We start from the raw sequence: 15,231 nt of genomic DNA, 5'->3' as shown, positions 1-15,231 counted from the left end.
GATTTTTATAAAACAATACTTTCCTTATATAACTAACCGTTCCGGTCTACTCTTTCCATAACGGCTGTACGCAGCTTCGCCAGCGCTTCCGCCGCTTGCTCAGTCGATTGACCGCGCACTGCGAAATACACTTTGATCTTCGGCTCCGTGCCGGATGGACGCAAGCAGAACCATGATCCGTCAGCAAGCATGAATTTCAATACATTCTCCGGACGCAAGCCGTCGAGACCAGCCAGATAGTCGAGCGCACGCTCCACCTTCACGCCGTTGACATCAGCCGGCGGCGCATTGCGCCAATCATCCATGATGGCTGCAATTTTTTGTACGCCGTCTAACCCTTTAAGCGTACGCGATTCAAGGCCTTCCAAGTAAACGCCATGCTGTTCATACAGCTCGAGCAGTACGTCATACAACGTTTTTCCTTGGCTGCTATAGTATGCCGCCGCCTCGCAGATCAATAACGCCGCCACAATCGCATCTTTGTCACGCGCATATGTGCCAGTGAGATAGCCATAGCTTTCCTCATAGCCAAACAGAAAAGTGCGTTCGCCCGACGCTTCGTATGCGGTCATTTTCTCACCGATGTACTTAAAGCCTGTCAGCGTATTTTCAACAGCCGCGCCATAAGAACGGGCAATATCTGCGCCCATCTCACTCGTTACGATCGTTTTGATGACAACACCATTGTCCGGCAGCTGGCCGCGTTCCTTCAGTTGGCTCAATACATAATGAACCATCAATGCGCCCGACTGGTTGCCAGTCAGCACGACATACTCGCCTTCGTTGTTTTTAACAACCGCGCCCATCCGGTCGGCATCGGGATCCGTTCCGACAATAATATCAGCACCTGTTTCCTGAGCCAGTTTTATCGCAAGCGTAAACGCCTCGCGTTCCTCAGGATTCGGAGATTTAACCGTAGAAAAATAACCATCCGGCTGCTCCTGCTCCGGAACGACATGAACATTATTAAAGCCTGCTTTACGCAATACTTCCCTTACAGGCATATTGCCCGTTCCGTGAAGCGGCGTAAATACCACTTTAAATTTGTCGCCTAGCCCGCTTTTCAACAACTCGCCGTTTAGACTCTGGGCAACGACGGTGTCGATGAATTGCTCATCTGCCTCCACTCCAAGCCAAACAAGCAGCCCTTGACGTTCCGCTTCTTCCCGGCTTATGCGCTTCACTTCATCAAAGCCGCCGATTTGCTGAATGGATGCGATTACTTGCTCTGCATCCTCCGGAATCAACTGGCAGCCGTCAGAGCCGTAAGCCTTGTAGCCGTTATATTCAGGCGGGTTGTGACTTGCCGTTATAACGATACCCGCCGACGCGCCAAGTGAGCGCACTGCAAACGACAGCTGTGGCGTAGGCCGAAGCGATGGGAACAGATATGTTTTTACGCCGTTAGCCGCCAATACAAGCGCGGAGTCCAACGCAAATTCAGGCGACAGATTGCGCGAATCATGGGCAATGACAGCCGAAGCCGCTTGGCCATTTGCTCCAGCGAGCAGCCAGTTAGCGAGCCCTTGTGTTGCTTTGCCGACCGTATATGCATTCAGGCGGTTCGTCCCCGCTCCCATGACGCCGCGCAAACCGCCGGTGCCAAATTCAAGATCACGGTAGAACCGGTCCGTAATTTCTTTGTCATCGCCTGCCAGGCCGCGAAGCTCAGCTTTCGTTGCTTCATCAATAAGCGGATCATTTAACCATGCGTTGTAGCGTGCAACAGCCGTTTCATTTTGACTCAAATCGTCATCTCCTTAAGTTCAGATGTAGGCACTCCAGGCCTTGATACAAAAATCCGGCGATTAGCCGCGGTCCTGCAGCGCGAACATGAGCTCGCCCTCCGCTACCACTTTATCTCCCACTTTAGCAACGGCTTGTCCTTTGCCGATCATGCCTTTCAGGCGCGTAATTTCTACCGACAGCGTCAGCACATCACCAGGCTTTACCTGATCGCGGAAACGGAAGCCGTCAATGCCGGCGAAGAAACCCAGCTTGCCTCGGTTAGCTTCCACCATTAACATCGCTACCGTTCCAACCTGAGCAAGCGCCTCAACAATCAGTACGCCCGGCATTACCGGATAGCCCGGGAAATGACCTACAAAATAAGGTTCGTTCATCGTAACGTTTTTGATGCCTACCGCTCTTACCCCCGGTTCAACCTCCAAAATACGGTCAATGAGCAAAAACGGCGGACGGTGCGGAATAATTTCTTGAATTTGATTAATATCCAACATGTAAAAAACTCCTTTCTTTAATAAGGTAGGTATAAAAATGCTTCAGTTGACAGAAACTATGCTTATCCTTCGTAACTGCAGTTACGGAGGTTAAGATAAGGGGCTTGACTGTAGACCTGAAGCGTCTGCGGCCAAGCCTCTTTGTTCATCCCTAGCCTCTGGCAGCCGGATTTCTGCGCGGCTTTCATGCCGGTTTTAATTTTCGCTTTTTAAATGGAAAATGAAATAAACGCATTCAGAGCGTCGGCGCATCGGCCGGCGGCAGCTCGGCCTGCTTCATTTTATTTAACGCCTGGAACAACACAATGTACATGACGGAGGTCACGAACGAGAAGGCGATAACGACCCATAGATACACTTCTGCGAACGGCGCTTTGAAGAAGACGAACATAATGCCGATATAAAACAGCACGGTCGTCAGCTTCCCCATCCAGTTGGCAGGCACCGTCTTTTTTCCCCGAAAATGAAAGAAGAGACCTCCTGCAATCATACCGATATCACGCAGGAAGATCGCTCCTGCCGCCCCCCAGGATATGTAGCCAGCAAGAAGCAGCGATACGATAACCGTAATAAACATCAGCTTATCCGCTAAGGGATCCAGCATCATGCCTACCGCCGTTACCTGGCCGCTCCGCCGCGCAATATATCCGTCAAGGATATCCGTAACTCCCGCTAATGCCACAACGAGAAATGCCGGAATGAGATGCCCTTTGGCAAACACGACGACATAAAAAGGAATCATTACAAAACGCAATGAGGTTAACATATTCGGCAGATTCAAACGCGCACGCCCCTCTACCTTTATCGAACCCTCTTTCGAGGTTCCCAATTATTATACAACTACCATATGAAAAATAAAACAGCGGTATCCATCCACGCCTTTTCCCGCTTATTTAAAAGCTCATTTTTCGTAGACCAATTGAACCGTTTCCCTGCAAATTTTCCCAAAAAGCTTCATTCCAAGCCTCTTTCTGCCGTTATTAATAGAAACAAACATTTTAACGCAGAAAGGACAGGGATGTAGTGAATTTTAGTTTAAATTGGAACAAGTCGCTGAAAGAAGGCCGCAAATGGCTGGCAGCAGCGCTGGCATCCGTACTGGTATTATCCAGCTTGGCCGGCACCGCACACGCAGCGGAAGAAACTGTCACAGATATTCAGTTTAAATATGACACAGCGGATTATAACTCCGGTTCTTCGGCACTTGAGGTATTCGTTGAAGATGATAAAGTTGAGGTTCTTCTGTACGCCACACTGTCAAACTCGTCTACACAACGGGACGTGACGGCAGAGGCGACCTGGAAATCCTCCAACACCTCCTACGTTAAAGTGGAGAAAGGCGTTTTGACCGGCGTTGGCAAAGGTTCCGCTACGATCAGCGCTACTTATAAAGGAAACACCATTTCAATCAAAGCGATTTCTGACTTTGTATACAATGACGTCAACATTCTTGAGAGTGATAAGGATGCAGGCGCAACGAGAGATATTGAGCTGGGTCAGAAGCTTAACTTTGATCTTGCCGGCACGAAAGGCAATAAAACAGATACCATTACCGACGAAGCGACTTGGACAAGTTCCAGCGCAACTGTTGCCACCGTCAACAAAGGTGAGATTACGTTAGTCGGGACGGGTACTACAACGATTACTGCCAAGTACAAAGGTAAATCCGATTCCATTAAGCTGAATGTAACTTCACCTTATAAATCGATTACCATCGATCCTAAAGGTTCCATTGAGCTGGATATCGGCGACGATGATAAAACGCTGACCGCTACCGCGCTTTCAAAATTGGGAATTACCGAGACAGTAACAACGGCTGCTGAATGGAGCAGCTCCAATACGAAGGTCGCTACTGTCAAAGAAGGTGTTGTAACAGCAGTAGGTACGGGAACGGCTACCATTACCGTTTCTCACAAAGGCGTGAAGGATACGATTCAAGTCGTAGTCCGCACAGCTATTCAAGCTATTAAGCTTACTCCTGAGAAAGAAATACACTTGCAGCTGCAAGACGATTTCGTACAACTTAAAGCTGAAATATTGGATAATTCATCTGTTGAGAAAAATATTACGTCGGACAAAGATGCCGTATGGACAACTTCCAATCCGGTTGCTGCGACTGTCAATGAGGGTAAAGTTGAACCCCGTGCAGTCGGTTCGACTAAGATTACAGTAACCTATAAAGGGCTCAGCCGCAGCATCGATGTGACCGTCTATCCGAGCATCAGCGCCTTGTCGGTTGAGAAAGAAGAGCTCGACGGGTTTGTTGACAGCAACGAGGCGCTGCCTAAAGTATTTGCAACCACCTTCAATGGTGATAAAGTCGACGTATCCAAGCTTGTGAAATGGACTACGGCAGATGACAAAATCGTCGCTATCGAAGACGGCAAATGGAAAGCAAAGGCACTTGGCAAAGTTGTGATGACAGCTACCGCTCAGGGCTATAAAACAGAAGTAACGCTAACGGTACATGTAAAGCCGCTGAAACTAATTGCCAACGAGAAAGAAGTTAGCGCCATTATCGGCAAAGAGCTTCCGTTGCCTAGCATAACTGTTGTAAACGAAGACGGAGAAGAAGAGGATGTCTCGAAGAAAATTACTTGGAAAACGTCCTCCGACAACATCGTTCTCAAAACGGATACGATGAAGGGCCTGGAAGCTTCCTCTGTGACGTTAACCGGCACTTACTTAAACAAAACGGTTACAGTTCGCGTGAAGATCGAAGAAGAGATCGTAAAAATTGTTGTTGAACCCGGTACTGTAGAGCTGTATCCTGCCAGTTCGAAAACGATTAAAGTAACGGGCTATTACAAGAGCGGCAAGACGGTATCTCTCAATTCCAAGATGAACTGGGAATCCGCTTCGGAAAAAGTCGCAATTGTGAAGAGCACAAGTTCAGTTAGAGCAGTCGATGTAGGAACGACCAAACTGACAGGCTCCTATCAAGGTAAAGCCGCTGAAGTGAAAGTAGTCGTATCGCCAAAGCTGAAGTCATTGGCACTATCGGACAAAGCGGTTAAATTAAGTGCTGGTCAGTCATTTACCGTGAAGCTGACTGCCAACTATACGACTGGCAGTCCTGTAGATGCAACAACTGGTGCTGTTTGGACGAGCTCCAAATCCAGTGTAGCCACCGTTGTAAACGGTAGAATCACTGCTGTAGGCAAAGGCTCTGCTTCTATTAAAGCGACCTATGCTGGTAAAACCGTAACCGTTCGCGTAACAGTAAAATAGTAAGAAGACTAAAAACAGCCTCTCCGTTCATAACGGAGAGGCTGTTTTATTTGCGTTTTATTTACCTGCAATCGAAAAAGGCGTGATGTCGTTTCCGCCACAACGGAAACGACATCACGCCTTTTTTATCCCTACGTGTCCGAAAACACGAGATCGTACATATGCTGCCAAGTACCCCAAGAGAATACTTCATCGCCCGGTTGCTTGCCCAATACGGTATAACCAATATATAATCCCGCAACGAGCATGATGACCATAATAATGGGAACGATGCTCTTGCGCAATAGCCATAGCGTTATTCTTGCTCCTGTTGAACGCTGCTTCCGCTGCTTTCCTTCTTCAGCAGGCCGTTCTTCAGCCGTCTTTTCGCCGCCATTGTCCCGGCTGCGCTCTGCTTCCTTGTTGGCGGCAGCTCTGCGTGACAGCTCTGTCCGTTCTTCGGCCATACTCATTACACCATCATCCTATCTATCTGCGCAGACTATTGGCCAGCCCCATCATCGTATCACTAGATGTAATTGCTCTGGCTGCCAGCTGATAAGCACGCTGCACATTGATAAGCTCCGTCAGCTCGTCGGTAAGATTAACGTTAGATTGCTCAAGCGCGCCTTGAAGAATGGCAACGCCGTTATCGGCGTTTGGCGTAATGCGCTGAAGCACATCATCAACATTAATATTACCGGCAACCGCAAATAGATTGTCGGCCACCTGAGTCAACGCAGCAGGGCGCGACGGTTGCATGATCTTGAGGGTTCCCAAATTGATCGCAGCCCCGTCTTCCTTTACTCCCTGCAAGGAACCATCGGGGTTCACGCGCAGCTTGTATCCGTCAGGAACAACAATAGGGCCTTCTCTGCCTGCAACATTCGCTACGACCGGGTATCCCTCAGCCGTTGCCAAAATCGTATCACCGTTTCCATTCACCGTCAACTGAAACGCGCCATTGCGTGTATAAGCGCGGTTGCCCGCACCATCCACAATAACCTCAAACATTGCATTTCCTTGAATAGCCAAGTCCGCTACATTGCCGGTATCCGTGATAGGTCCTTGCTCCAGATTCGGTTGAATAACCGACAGTCTGGAACCCCAGCCTTGACTGAATCCAAGCGGCGTCAAACGCCCCTGCTGCTGAAACTCCCCAGGCTGCTCATAAACCGTATTCAGCAAATCCTGAAAGGTTGCTTCTTTTCTCTTATAGCCTACTGTATTTACGTTAGCGACATTATCAGCCATGACATCCAGCTTCTTTTGAAGCCCATTCATCGACACCATCGCATTAATCATTGAGCTATTCATTGCGGATTCACGATCCCTTCATCGATGCTTCGGTTGTTAGATACGGCCAATCTGGTTAACTGCTTTATCCAAGCTTTCGTCGTAAGCTTGAACAACCTTCTGGTTCGCTTCGTAAGCCCGAAGCGCCGCCATCAAGTCAACGGAAGATTGCGCCGCATCCACATTAGAGCGTTCGATGTAGCCTTGCTGAACCGCTACCGCTTCATTAAGAGCCACCGGCCGCGTGCCGGCCGCATCGCCGTTCAGACGATACTTGCCATCGCCTTCACGAACGAGCTGATTCGGATTGTCCACACGCGTAATAAGCAATTGAACACCCGTATCCGCGCCGGTCTTCGTATTAATGAAGCGGCGCTGATCATTCAGCGCGAGATCGTCTAGACTAATCCCGGCAGCAAAGCGGATAGGTTGTCCATTCGCACCGATTACATTCGAGCCGTCACCCGTAACGAGATTCCCTTGATCCGTTAGCAGAAAAGAGCCTCCCCGTGTATAACGGGTTTCTCCTGCCGCATTTTGTACCGTAAAGAATGCTTGCGGCTGGAAGGTCACTTCTCCGTCAGGGGATACATTTTTGCCGGAGGCGTCGAATGCCATGCCCGGAACAGTGAGACTGGAGCTGATGGCAAAGTCAGAAGACTTGCCCGTCTGCTGCATATCCCCCTGCAAATGGATAGACAAGCTTTCCTCAGCCATTACGCCTGTGCTAATTCTCCCTACTTGCTTAGCGTCCTGCGGCTCAACGCCCGTCAGACTGAGAAGCATCTCTGGAAAAGAACGCGCCACCGCGTTCGTCTGTTTGTAGCCTGGCGTATTTATATTCGCAATATTGTTCGTTACCGTATCATGTCTGCGCTGCTGGGCGGTCATGCCCGCCGCTGCGGTATAAAGACCTCTTAACAAAAGCTGTCGCCTCCCCGGCCGGTCCGTAATTGAAGCCGTATTCCTACTCTATAATATCGGCTTCTGACGCAATCGCCGTAATAGCTTGTTCATGCGACCTTCGACCCAATTTACGCCTCGGCGCGCCCCCCATGGCGCCCTACCCGCGCAAGCCGGTCCTGCCGTCCGCTTAAAACCTGCCTACAGTCGCGCTTTTTTGCCGAGCTTGTCCAAATTATCGAGCAGAATGCCAGTTCCTTTAACAACACAGTGCATCGGATCCTCAGCGATAAGCACTGGAACCTTAAGCTCAGAGGATAACAGCGCATCAAGTCCGTCAAGCAGCGCGCCGCCTCCGGTCAGAATAACGCCCCGATCAATAATATCGGCAGATAATTCAGGCGGTGTCCGCTCCAGAACGGTCTTTGCTGCGGAGACGATAGACATCACCGGATCCCACAGCGCTTCGCGAATCTCGTCCGAGTGAATCGTAAGCGTTAGCGGCAAACCAGACACCATATCGCGACCGCGGATATCGATCTCCTCACGACGGCCTCCCTCATGCACGGTGCCGATCTTGATCTTGATTTCCTCGCTTGTCCGCTCGCCGATCAGCAGGCGGTACTTGTCCTTGATATACTTCATGATGGCTGCGTCAAACTTGTCCCCTGCAACTTTAATTGAAGATGCCGTTACGACATCCCCCATCGACAGCACGGCCACATCTGTCGTACCGCCCCCAATATCGACGACCATGTTGCCGCTGGGCTGGAAAATATCCATTCCAGCCCCGATTGCGGCAGCCTTTGGCTCCTCTTCCAAATAAACCTCCTTCGCCCCGCTCCGTTCCGCTGCCTCGCGAATCGCCTTCTGCTCGACAGAAGTAATATTCGCAGGAGCACAGATCAGAATACGGGGACGACTGAACCATTTCCGGCCTTCAACCCGATCGATAAACGCTTTAAGCATAATTTCCGTAATTTCGAAATCCGCAATAACCCCGTCGCGCAGCGGACGAATCGCAATGATGTTGCCCGGTGTACGGCCAACCATGCGATGGGCCTCTTCACCAACGGCCAGCACTTTTTTCGTATCGCTTTCAATCGCGACGACAGAAGGCTCGTCAAGAACTACGCCTTTTCCTTTTACATGAATGGATACATTTGCTGTACCCAAATCAATACCAATGTCCTTGCTCAGCATAAGGCTTAAGTCCTCCAACGAATAATGTAGGCATCTCGTTCAATTTAGTTCCCATGACGCAGAAACCGCTAGCATACATTATTCGCCAAAAAGCAATAAAATCCTCTATTATAATGCAAATAATATCGAAAAAAATTAACTTTTGCCTGCAGCTAGAACTTCCCTCTTTTTCGTGCTCGTCTTCTTGTATTTAATTTTCGTTGCTTCTCCCCCTCTCAAGTGCCGGATTGATTTGTGGTACTCGAGAATGTGCTTGACCTGGTCAGCCAGGTCGGGGTTAATTTCCGGCAAGCGCTCGGTTAAATCCTTATGCACCGTGCTTTTGGAAACGCCGAACTCTTTGGCGATCGTTCGCACCGTATGCTTCGTTTCAACGATGCAACGGCCTATTTTAATGGTGCGCTCTTTGATGTAATCGTGCACGTTCCCGCCTCCCTACTCGAGATAGTTTGGTACATTATATGAGTGGAGCGGGTATATATTCTTTGTGGTCAAGCCTGACAAGCCTGTTTGGCCGAAAATTTTCATAAAAACATGAAACAGGCAGGGGTTTGGCCCCTGCCTGTGCGACTAAAGAACTATTTTCAGCTTATTTCGCTGCGATTGCCGTAACCGGGTTGATCGCTTCGTTGTTGCTGAGGACGCCGAAGTGGAGATGAACGCCAAGATCGCGCTCCAATTCATTGCGGCCTGCTTTGGCGATGATCGTACCTTGCTTCACTTCGTCGCCAACTGCAACCGAAATTTCACTCAAGCTTTGGTACACGGTTACGAGACCGTCACCATGGCTGATTTCAACCGTGTTGCCGTTCGTAGGGTGTCTGTCGACCAGCGTAACCTTGCCGGACAGCGCCGCTTGAACCGGGAACGTCTGGTCATTCGGATCAACCAGGTCGACGCCCAGATGCGCCGAGAACGTATCGCCCATTTGAACGACCGCCTTCGCCTTATCTTCGTCGCTTGCGGTTTCATCATAGAATGGAAGCTCTACTTGCAGATCCTCCACGTTCGCTACCGGCCATGCCAGCTTCTCGCCCTTACGAATGCCTTCGAGCTCTTTGTCAGTCGGTTTTACTGCTTCGCCGCCTTTAGTGGCTTCAGTCTGAACGGTCTCGTTAGTGGAAGTCTGCTTGCTGTCATCCGCTCCCTGATAGATCCACATTAAGGTTACGATAATTGCTGCCGCGGCCATAAATACTGCAGGCGCTACCCATTTCCGCGTCAGCAGCTTTTTCACCCCGTTGCTAGATTTAGCGGCAGATGCCTCTCCCATTGCATTTTTGGGAGCTTCTTGCTTTGGTTTGTTTTGATTTTCATTCATTTGCTATCACCTCACTAGCCATTGTTGCCAGTATGTCTAGCTTTATACGTGAGGTAATACTATTTTTATATTTTCCAAAGGCTTCATACTTTTCTTCAATAGCGGCTCGCTAGCTTCGAAGCTTGCTCGACCTTCGTTCCAGAATAATAGTGGGCCAGAATGTCCTCCGCCTTAACTCCTGTCTTAGCCATCCCATTCGCACCCCACTGGCTCATCCCGACGCCATGCCCGTAGCCGTAAGTCGTAAAGGTAATAGAATCTTCCTTTATCGTCCAGATGAATTGAGAGGAGGCTAGTCCTAGCTTCTCTCGCACCTCTCTGCCGGTCAGCCGCTTCTTCCCGACTATCAAATCACCGATACGGTCACCAGCCGTTTTATGGATAACGCGAATGACAGGCTTCCCGCTGCCATCAGCCTCGATCCCAAGCTTTCGATAGAATTCAGCTAGATCAAATTGAATCGTTTCCTTGTAACGGGGCGAAAGTTCTTTATCCCAGGGGCTAGCCACACTTCGCAAATAAGGAATCTCCTGTACCCAGTAATCCTCCGAATTCTCGGTATAGCCATTGCTAGTGGAAAAGAAAACCGCTTGAATGGGCTCGCCTTCATACGTAATAATACGTCCCTTCGTCTGATCGATTGCCTGCTTCAGCTTTTCACTATAGCTTGTTCGTTTGTCCTCTGGCCATCGTTTCGTCAGCTCAGCAAGCGGCACATATACTTGATGATCCACCGTATCTGTTACTTTCGCCCCCTTGGCTTCATTCCCTTGCGGCATCCCGCTGCTGTCATGAAGTGCCAGGCGTCTAACAATATAGGTGCGAGCCGCAATCGCCTGCGCTTTTAACGCCTCCAGTTCAAAGTCCATCGGCATCTCTGCTGCAACAACACCACGCACATATACTTCGAGTGGCACACGTTCGATCCGCTTTTCTTTCGTTAAATAGACGCTGACAATGATCTGCTCCAGCTCCGAATCCGATTCTCCCTTGCCTGCTGTCAGTCCCCTGTCCGGCTTGTCCCGCTTTTCCGGTGAAGTCCGTTCATTTGACGGCATAATAACCTGCTCTATCGCCGTTTGACGCCCTTTTGCCCGATGCTCATCAACCGCAGCTGCCGACAGCTTAAAAGCAGCGAGCGTTATACCGAGCATAATGCCAATACCGAACAGCGTTAGCCACTGGGCCGCAGCGGGCCGCAGTCTGCGCCGGCCGCGAGCCGCCGCTCTTCCTATCATTCGCTTCATCGCTAGTCTCCCATCCAGTTCGAGGCGAGGCGAAAGCACGCTCTCTCTTAGCCTGATGGTCTATACTATGAGCGAAAATGATAGGATAGAACTTTTTCCAAGGCAACGTTAATCGTGGCGCAGCGCGTCCACTGGGCGTAACCGGGCGGCTTTATTCGCTGGGAATATACCGAATACGACGCCTACAACCGCTGAGAAAGCAAAGGCGATCATCACCGTATTGAAAGGAACCTCGGTATGCGTTCCCATGACTCTTCCAATTACGATCGATGCGATATAACCAATACCGATACCCAATAGACCGCCAAGTCCGCTTATCGTAACCGCCTCTACCAGAAACTGAAATAATATATCGCGCCGCTTCGCTCCCAGTGATTTGCGAATGCCAATCTCCCGCGTTCTTTCCGTCACCGAGACTAGCATAATGTTCATAATGCCTATGCCGCCTACGATAAGTGAAATCGCTGCAACGTAGAGCAGCATCGTATTCATCGTTTTGTTAACCGAATTCAGCGTCTCCATCGCATCCTGCTGATTAAATACCCGGTAGCTGCTTGTGTCGCCGCGGAATTTCTCCGTCAGCTTCGCCTCCAGCATCGCAACGACCGTGTTCATTAAATCAAGCTGCGTCACCTTCACATAAACCGTGCGCACACCGACACTTTTGAAAAGCCGCTGAGCAGTCGATAGAGGTATAAGCACCTTCTCGTCGTTGGAGCCCGAAAGCGAGCTGCCTTTCGCCTCCAGCAGACCTACAATTGTAAACCGGTAGCCGTTGAGCAAAATAACTTTTCCAAGCGGATCGTCTGTGCCGAATAATTCTTCCGCAGTGGAAACGCCGATTAAGGCCACCTTCTGACTATTGCTCTCATCTATTGGTACAATGTAACGGCCCGTCTGAACGCTAAAATCATTGACATCCTCATATTCCGGCGTAATGCCCTCCACCGTAACGTTCGTGCTGGTCGTCTTATATTTTACCGACAGACTGCTGCTGACAACGGGGGATACCCCTTCCACATTCGGCAGGTCGGCAAAAGCCATTGCCTCATCCTTGGACAACGAAGTTTCTGTTCCCCGGCCTGTAATTGTAATGGACAGCAAATTCGTCCCCAAGCTGGACACTTGCTCCTCTACCTGATTCGATGAACCTTTACCCATTGCAACAAGCGCAATTACGGTAGCAACGCCAATCAATATGCCAAGCATGGAGAGAGAGGTTCTAAGCTTGTTCGATAAGACGCTCTTGAACGCCATTCGGAAGCCTTGTGTGAGCTTCATTCGCGCCACCCCTTTCCTCGCTGAGCACCCCGTCACGAATAACGACCGTCCGCCCCGCTCGTTTGGCCACATCCATATCATGCGTAATAAGCACGATCGTATGGCCTTCCCGGTTAAGCTGCTCAATCATCGCCAGCACTTCTTGGCCAGTTTTCGAATCCAGCGCACCGGTCGGTTCATCCGCCAGCAAAATCGGCGGATGCGTCGCCAGCGCGCGAGCAATAGCAACACGCTGCTGCTGGCCGCCCGACAGCTCGCTGGGACGATGATGCATCCGTTCGCCAAGCCCCACCTGCTTCAATGCATTGGACGAACGCTCCCGCCTTTCTTTGGCAGACAACCCCCGATAGATGAGCGGGAGCTCGCAGTTTTCCAAAGCGGTTAAACGAGGCAGCAGATGGAATCCTTGAAAAATAAATCCGATTTTGCTGTTGCGGATTTGCGCCAGCTTATTGTCGTTTTGCCCTCTAACCTCTACCCCATCCAGCTTGTAGCTGCCTTCTGAAGGTGTATCCAAACAGCCAATCACATTCATCAGTGTTGACTTGCCAGAGCCCGATGGCCCAACGATGGCTACAAAGTCGCCCCGATGCACCTGCAGCGACACTTGATGCAGCACCGTTACCGTCTCGCGTCCCATCACATAGGATTTGGACACACCCTTAATGTCGATCAAAACCTCGCGGCTCGCTTCTGCTGTCATCGGCCGCCACCGCCAAATCCGCCGCTGCTCGCGCGTGTCGTTCCGCCGCCGGAGAACCCTCCACCTCCGCCGAACCCTCCAGCGCTTCCGCCAAATCCGCCCATTCCGCCAGGGAACATTTGCTGCTGCGAGGAAGAAGAAGTACTGGTTCCGACCGTTCCTTGCGGCAGCGCAATCAGAACGGAATCGCCTTCCTTCAGTCCGGATACAATTTCAACGTATGTCTCATCGCTAATCCCGGTCGTTACTTCGACCATTTTCCCGCCTAATGCAGCGCCCGGCATCCGGTTCGCTTGTCCGGCTCTGCCTGATGCAGCCCCGCTTCCCGCAGCTCCGCCGCCGGTGCGCCCGCCTTGGGTGCCTTGGGTGCCTTGAGTTCCTTGGGTACCTTGGGTACCTTGAGTTTCTTGAGTTTCTTGAGTTCCTTGAGATCCTTTAGTGCCCTCGGTTCCTTGTGCTCCCTGTGCACCTTGGGAGCCTTGACCACCTTGTAAACCCGCCTGGCCTGAACCGGTTCCTTGCTGAGAACCTTGCGTTCCAACCGCTGTACCGCCATCATCCGGCACTCGCACAAATGATTTGCCCATCATTTGGAGTACGGCTGCCACTGGCACCACGACAACATCCTTCTTCGAATCAATTACGATATCTGCTTGGCCTGACATTCCGGCGATGATACCTTCCGTCTCTGCAAGTCCAATCGTCACGTCGTACGCTGCAACTCCGTTTGAGGACGTACCTTCTTTTGCAAGCTCCTCAACCGTGCCTTCAAACGTTTTTTCCGGCAATGCGTTCAAGTTAACGCGTACGGCTTGCCCGACCTTCATTTTCGGCATATCCAATTCATCCACCTGAATTTTGAACTTCAGAGCGGCATAATCTACAATTTCAGCAACGGTTGCATTCCCCTGCAGCTCGTCGCCCACTGCAATGTCACCCGTTGTAATTTGGCCGCCAATCGGAGCCGTCACTTGCTTCACCTCGGACTGCTGTTTATACAAATCAGCGAGATCCGCTTTGTTCTGCTCCATGTCCAGCTTCAACATGTCTATGTTATTCACGATAGATGCCTTCTGCGTATCTTCATTTTCTGTGCCCGTTGCCTGCTTGTACTGCGTTTGATACTGCTCCATCTGCATATCCTGCTTTTTAATCGACAGCTCCATTTTCTTAATCTGGCTGCTGACATCTGCAGATTCGAATGTAACGAGCACTTGTCCCTTTTTGACGATGTCGCCAACCTTGAAGCCTACCGACTTCACCGTTCCGCTAGTTCCTGCCATTACCGTCGCGCGATCATCAGCCGTAACCGAACCCGTCCCGCTGATTTTCACTTCAATATTGCCTTTCGTCGCCTTTACCGTCTGCGCAGTTGGCTTCTGCGTCTCCGCCGTTTTATCGCGAAAAAAATAATAATACGCTCCCGCACCTGCTGCAACCAGAATAACAATAACTCCAATCCATAACGTCCACTTTTTCATGGGCGCATCCACCTCTCTATCGGTCATGAATAAGGACGAATATATCATCCAAAAATGAACGTTAGATGAACGAGCCCCTCCATAACCAGAGACTTTTGGAGTCACCTTATACATATTTAGCTTCAGTGAGACGGGTATTCAAGCTCTTATTACCTGTTATCAGATGCCTGCCCTTCACTGCTCTACTGTAACTCGACTACCCGACTTGCTACTCTTCTGCACGACTGTTACTCCACTGTACACTTCTACTCTTATGCAATACCGTCACCCCGCTTCCCACTTCCACTCTTATGCAATACCATCACTCCGATTCCCACTTCTACTCTTATGCAATACCATCACTCCG

14 protein-coding genes are annotated in these 15,231 nt (G+C 50.3%); 1 reads left to right on the top strand and 13 read right to left on the bottom strand.

The genetic code is table 11. The features are described 5' to 3' along the window. Window positions 1-32: 32 nt before the first annotated feature. The 3 genes from IEX98_RS23785 to IEX98_RS23775 all read right to left on the bottom strand — a co-directional run bounded on the left by IEX98_RS23785 (window position 33) and on the right by IEX98_RS23775 (window position 3,021). Entirely contained in the window at window positions 33-1,748 is a 1,716-nt protein-coding gene (locus IEX98_RS23785; RefSeq protein WP_188892193.1) for a phospho-sugar mutase, read from the bottom strand. 60 nt (window positions 1,749-1,808) lie between these two features. Next, on the bottom strand, window positions 1,809-2,240 hold the full coding sequence (gene fabZ / locus IEX98_RS23780) for a 3-hydroxyacyl-ACP dehydratase FabZ (protein WP_188892192.1): 432 nt from the start codon (window positions 2,238-2,240) through the stop codon (window positions 1,809-1,811). Between the two features lie 235 nt (window positions 2,241-2,475). After that, window positions 2,476-3,021: a CDP-alcohol phosphatidyltransferase family protein gene (locus IEX98_RS23775; protein WP_188892191.1), complete on the bottom strand. Its 546-nt coding sequence runs from the start codon at window positions 3,019-3,021 to the stop codon at window positions 2,476-2,478. 242 nt (window positions 3,022-3,263) lie between these two features. Here IEX98_RS23775 and IEX98_RS23770 point away from each other — a divergent pair, with 242 nt between their 5' ends. Beyond that, window positions 3,264-5,471: an Ig-like domain-containing protein gene (locus IEX98_RS23770; protein WP_188892190.1), complete on the top strand. Its 2,208-nt coding sequence runs from the start codon at window positions 3,264-3,266 to the stop codon at window positions 5,469-5,471. 131 nt (window positions 5,472-5,602) lie between these two features. Here the strand turns inward: IEX98_RS23770 and IEX98_RS23765 are convergent, their stop codons facing one another. From IEX98_RS23765 to IEX98_RS23720, 10 genes are all read right to left on the bottom strand, one after another. Beyond that, the gene (locus IEX98_RS23765; RefSeq protein WP_188892189.1) at window positions 5,603-5,923 is read right to left on the bottom strand and encodes a DNA-directed RNA polymerase subunit beta; all 321 of its coding nucleotides are present in this window, start codon (window positions 5,921-5,923) and stop codon (window positions 5,603-5,605) included. A 16-nt stretch (window positions 5,924-5,939) separates the two neighbouring features. Then, complete coding sequence (locus IEX98_RS23760; protein WP_188892188.1) at window positions 5,940-6,767, bottom strand: flagellar hook-basal body protein; 828 nt, start codon at window positions 6,765-6,767, stop codon at window positions 5,940-5,942. 36 nt (window positions 6,768-6,803) lie between these two features. Further along, on the bottom strand, window positions 6,804-7,670 hold the full coding sequence (locus IEX98_RS23755; RefSeq protein ID WP_188892187.1) for a flagellar hook-basal body protein: 867 nt from the start codon (window positions 7,668-7,670) through the stop codon (window positions 6,804-6,806). A gap of 180 nt (window positions 7,671-7,850) precedes the next feature. Next, the gene (gene mreB, locus IEX98_RS23750; RefSeq protein ID WP_188892186.1) at window positions 7,851-8,852 is read right to left on the bottom strand and encodes a rod shape-determining protein MreB; all 1,002 of its coding nucleotides are present in this window, start codon (window positions 8,850-8,852) and stop codon (window positions 7,851-7,853) included. Window positions 8,853-8,987: 135 nt separating this feature from the next. After that, the gene (spoIIID, locus tag IEX98_RS23745) at window positions 8,988-9,275 is read right to left on the bottom strand and encodes a sporulation transcriptional regulator SpoIIID (protein WP_042170162.1); all 288 of its coding nucleotides are present in this window, start codon (window positions 9,273-9,275) and stop codon (window positions 8,988-8,990) included. 166 nt (window positions 9,276-9,441) lie between these two features. Continuing rightward, window positions 9,442-10,173 (bottom strand): M23 family metallopeptidase, encoded by a 732-nt coding sequence (locus tag IEX98_RS23740; protein WP_188892185.1) that lies wholly within the window; start codon window positions 10,171-10,173, stop codon window positions 9,442-9,444. Between the two features lie 95 nt (window positions 10,174-10,268). Continuing rightward, on the bottom strand, window positions 10,269-11,420 hold the full coding sequence (spoIID, locus tag IEX98_RS23735) for a stage II sporulation protein D (protein ID WP_188892184.1): 1,152 nt from the start codon (window positions 11,418-11,420) through the stop codon (window positions 10,269-10,271). A 108-nt stretch (window positions 11,421-11,528) separates the two neighbouring features. After that, window positions 11,529-12,701 (bottom strand): ABC transporter permease, encoded by a 1,173-nt coding sequence (locus IEX98_RS23730; protein WP_188892183.1) that lies wholly within the window; start codon window positions 12,699-12,701, stop codon window positions 11,529-11,531. Continuing rightward, window positions 12,643-13,404, bottom strand: coding sequence for an ABC transporter ATP-binding protein (locus IEX98_RS23725; RefSeq protein WP_308421821.1), 762 nt, complete (start codon window positions 13,402-13,404; stop codon window positions 12,643-12,645). Before IEX98_RS23725 ends, IEX98_RS23730 begins: the two co-directional genes overlap by 59 nt. Beyond that, window positions 13,401-14,885, bottom strand: a complete 1,485-nt coding sequence (locus tag IEX98_RS23720) for an efflux RND transporter periplasmic adaptor subunit (protein WP_188892182.1) — start codon at window positions 14,883-14,885, stop codon at window positions 13,401-13,403. Before IEX98_RS23720 ends, IEX98_RS23725 begins: the two co-directional genes overlap by 4 nt. Window positions 14,886-15,231: the final 346 nt, after the last annotated feature.

Origin of the sequence: Paenibacillus radicis (ex Gao et al. 2016) (genome assembly GCF_014641555.1) — a bacterium.
GTDB classification, from domain to species: domain Bacteria; phylum Bacillota; class Bacilli; order Paenibacillales; family Paenibacillaceae; genus Pristimantibacillus; species Pristimantibacillus radicis.
Note: the sequence above shows the minus strand (reverse complement) of the source record. Positions and strands in the feature narration are given on the sequence as shown.

Excerpts from the sequence above, each read along its gene's own strand:
- fabZ (WP_188892192.1), bottom strand. The coding sequence starts at position 2,240 with ATGTTGGATATTAATCAAATTCAAGAAATTATTCCGCACCGTCCGCCG.
- IEX98_RS23765 (WP_188892189.1), bottom strand. The coding sequence starts at position 5,923 with ATGAGTATGGCCGAAGAACGGACAGAGCTGTCACGCAGAGCTGCCGCC.
- IEX98_RS23760 (WP_188892188.1), bottom strand. The coding sequence starts at position 6,767 with ATGAATAGCTCAATGATTAATGCGATGGTGTCGATGAATGGGCTTCAA.
- mreB (WP_188892186.1), bottom strand. The coding sequence starts at position 8,852 with ATGCTGAGCAAGGACATTGGTATTGATTTGGGTACAGCAAATGTATCC.
- IEX98_RS23740 (WP_188892185.1), bottom strand. The coding sequence starts at position 10,173 with ATGAATGAAAATCAAAACAAACCAAAGCAAGAAGCTCCCAAAAATGCA.
- spoIID (WP_188892184.1), bottom strand. The coding sequence starts at position 11,420 with ATGAAGCGAATGATAGGAAGAGCGGCGGCTCGCGGCCGGCGCAGACTG.
- IEX98_RS23730 (WP_188892183.1), bottom strand. The coding sequence starts at position 12,701 with ATGAAGCTCACACAAGGCTTCCGAATGGCGTTCAAGAGCGTCTTATCG.
- IEX98_RS23725 (WP_308421821.1), bottom strand. The coding sequence starts at position 13,404 with ATGACAGCAGAAGCGAGCCGCGAGGTTTTGATCGACATTAAGGGTGTG.
- IEX98_RS23720 (WP_188892182.1), bottom strand. The coding sequence starts at position 14,885 with ATGAAAAAGTGGACGTTATGGATTGGAGTTATTGTTATTCTGGTTGCA.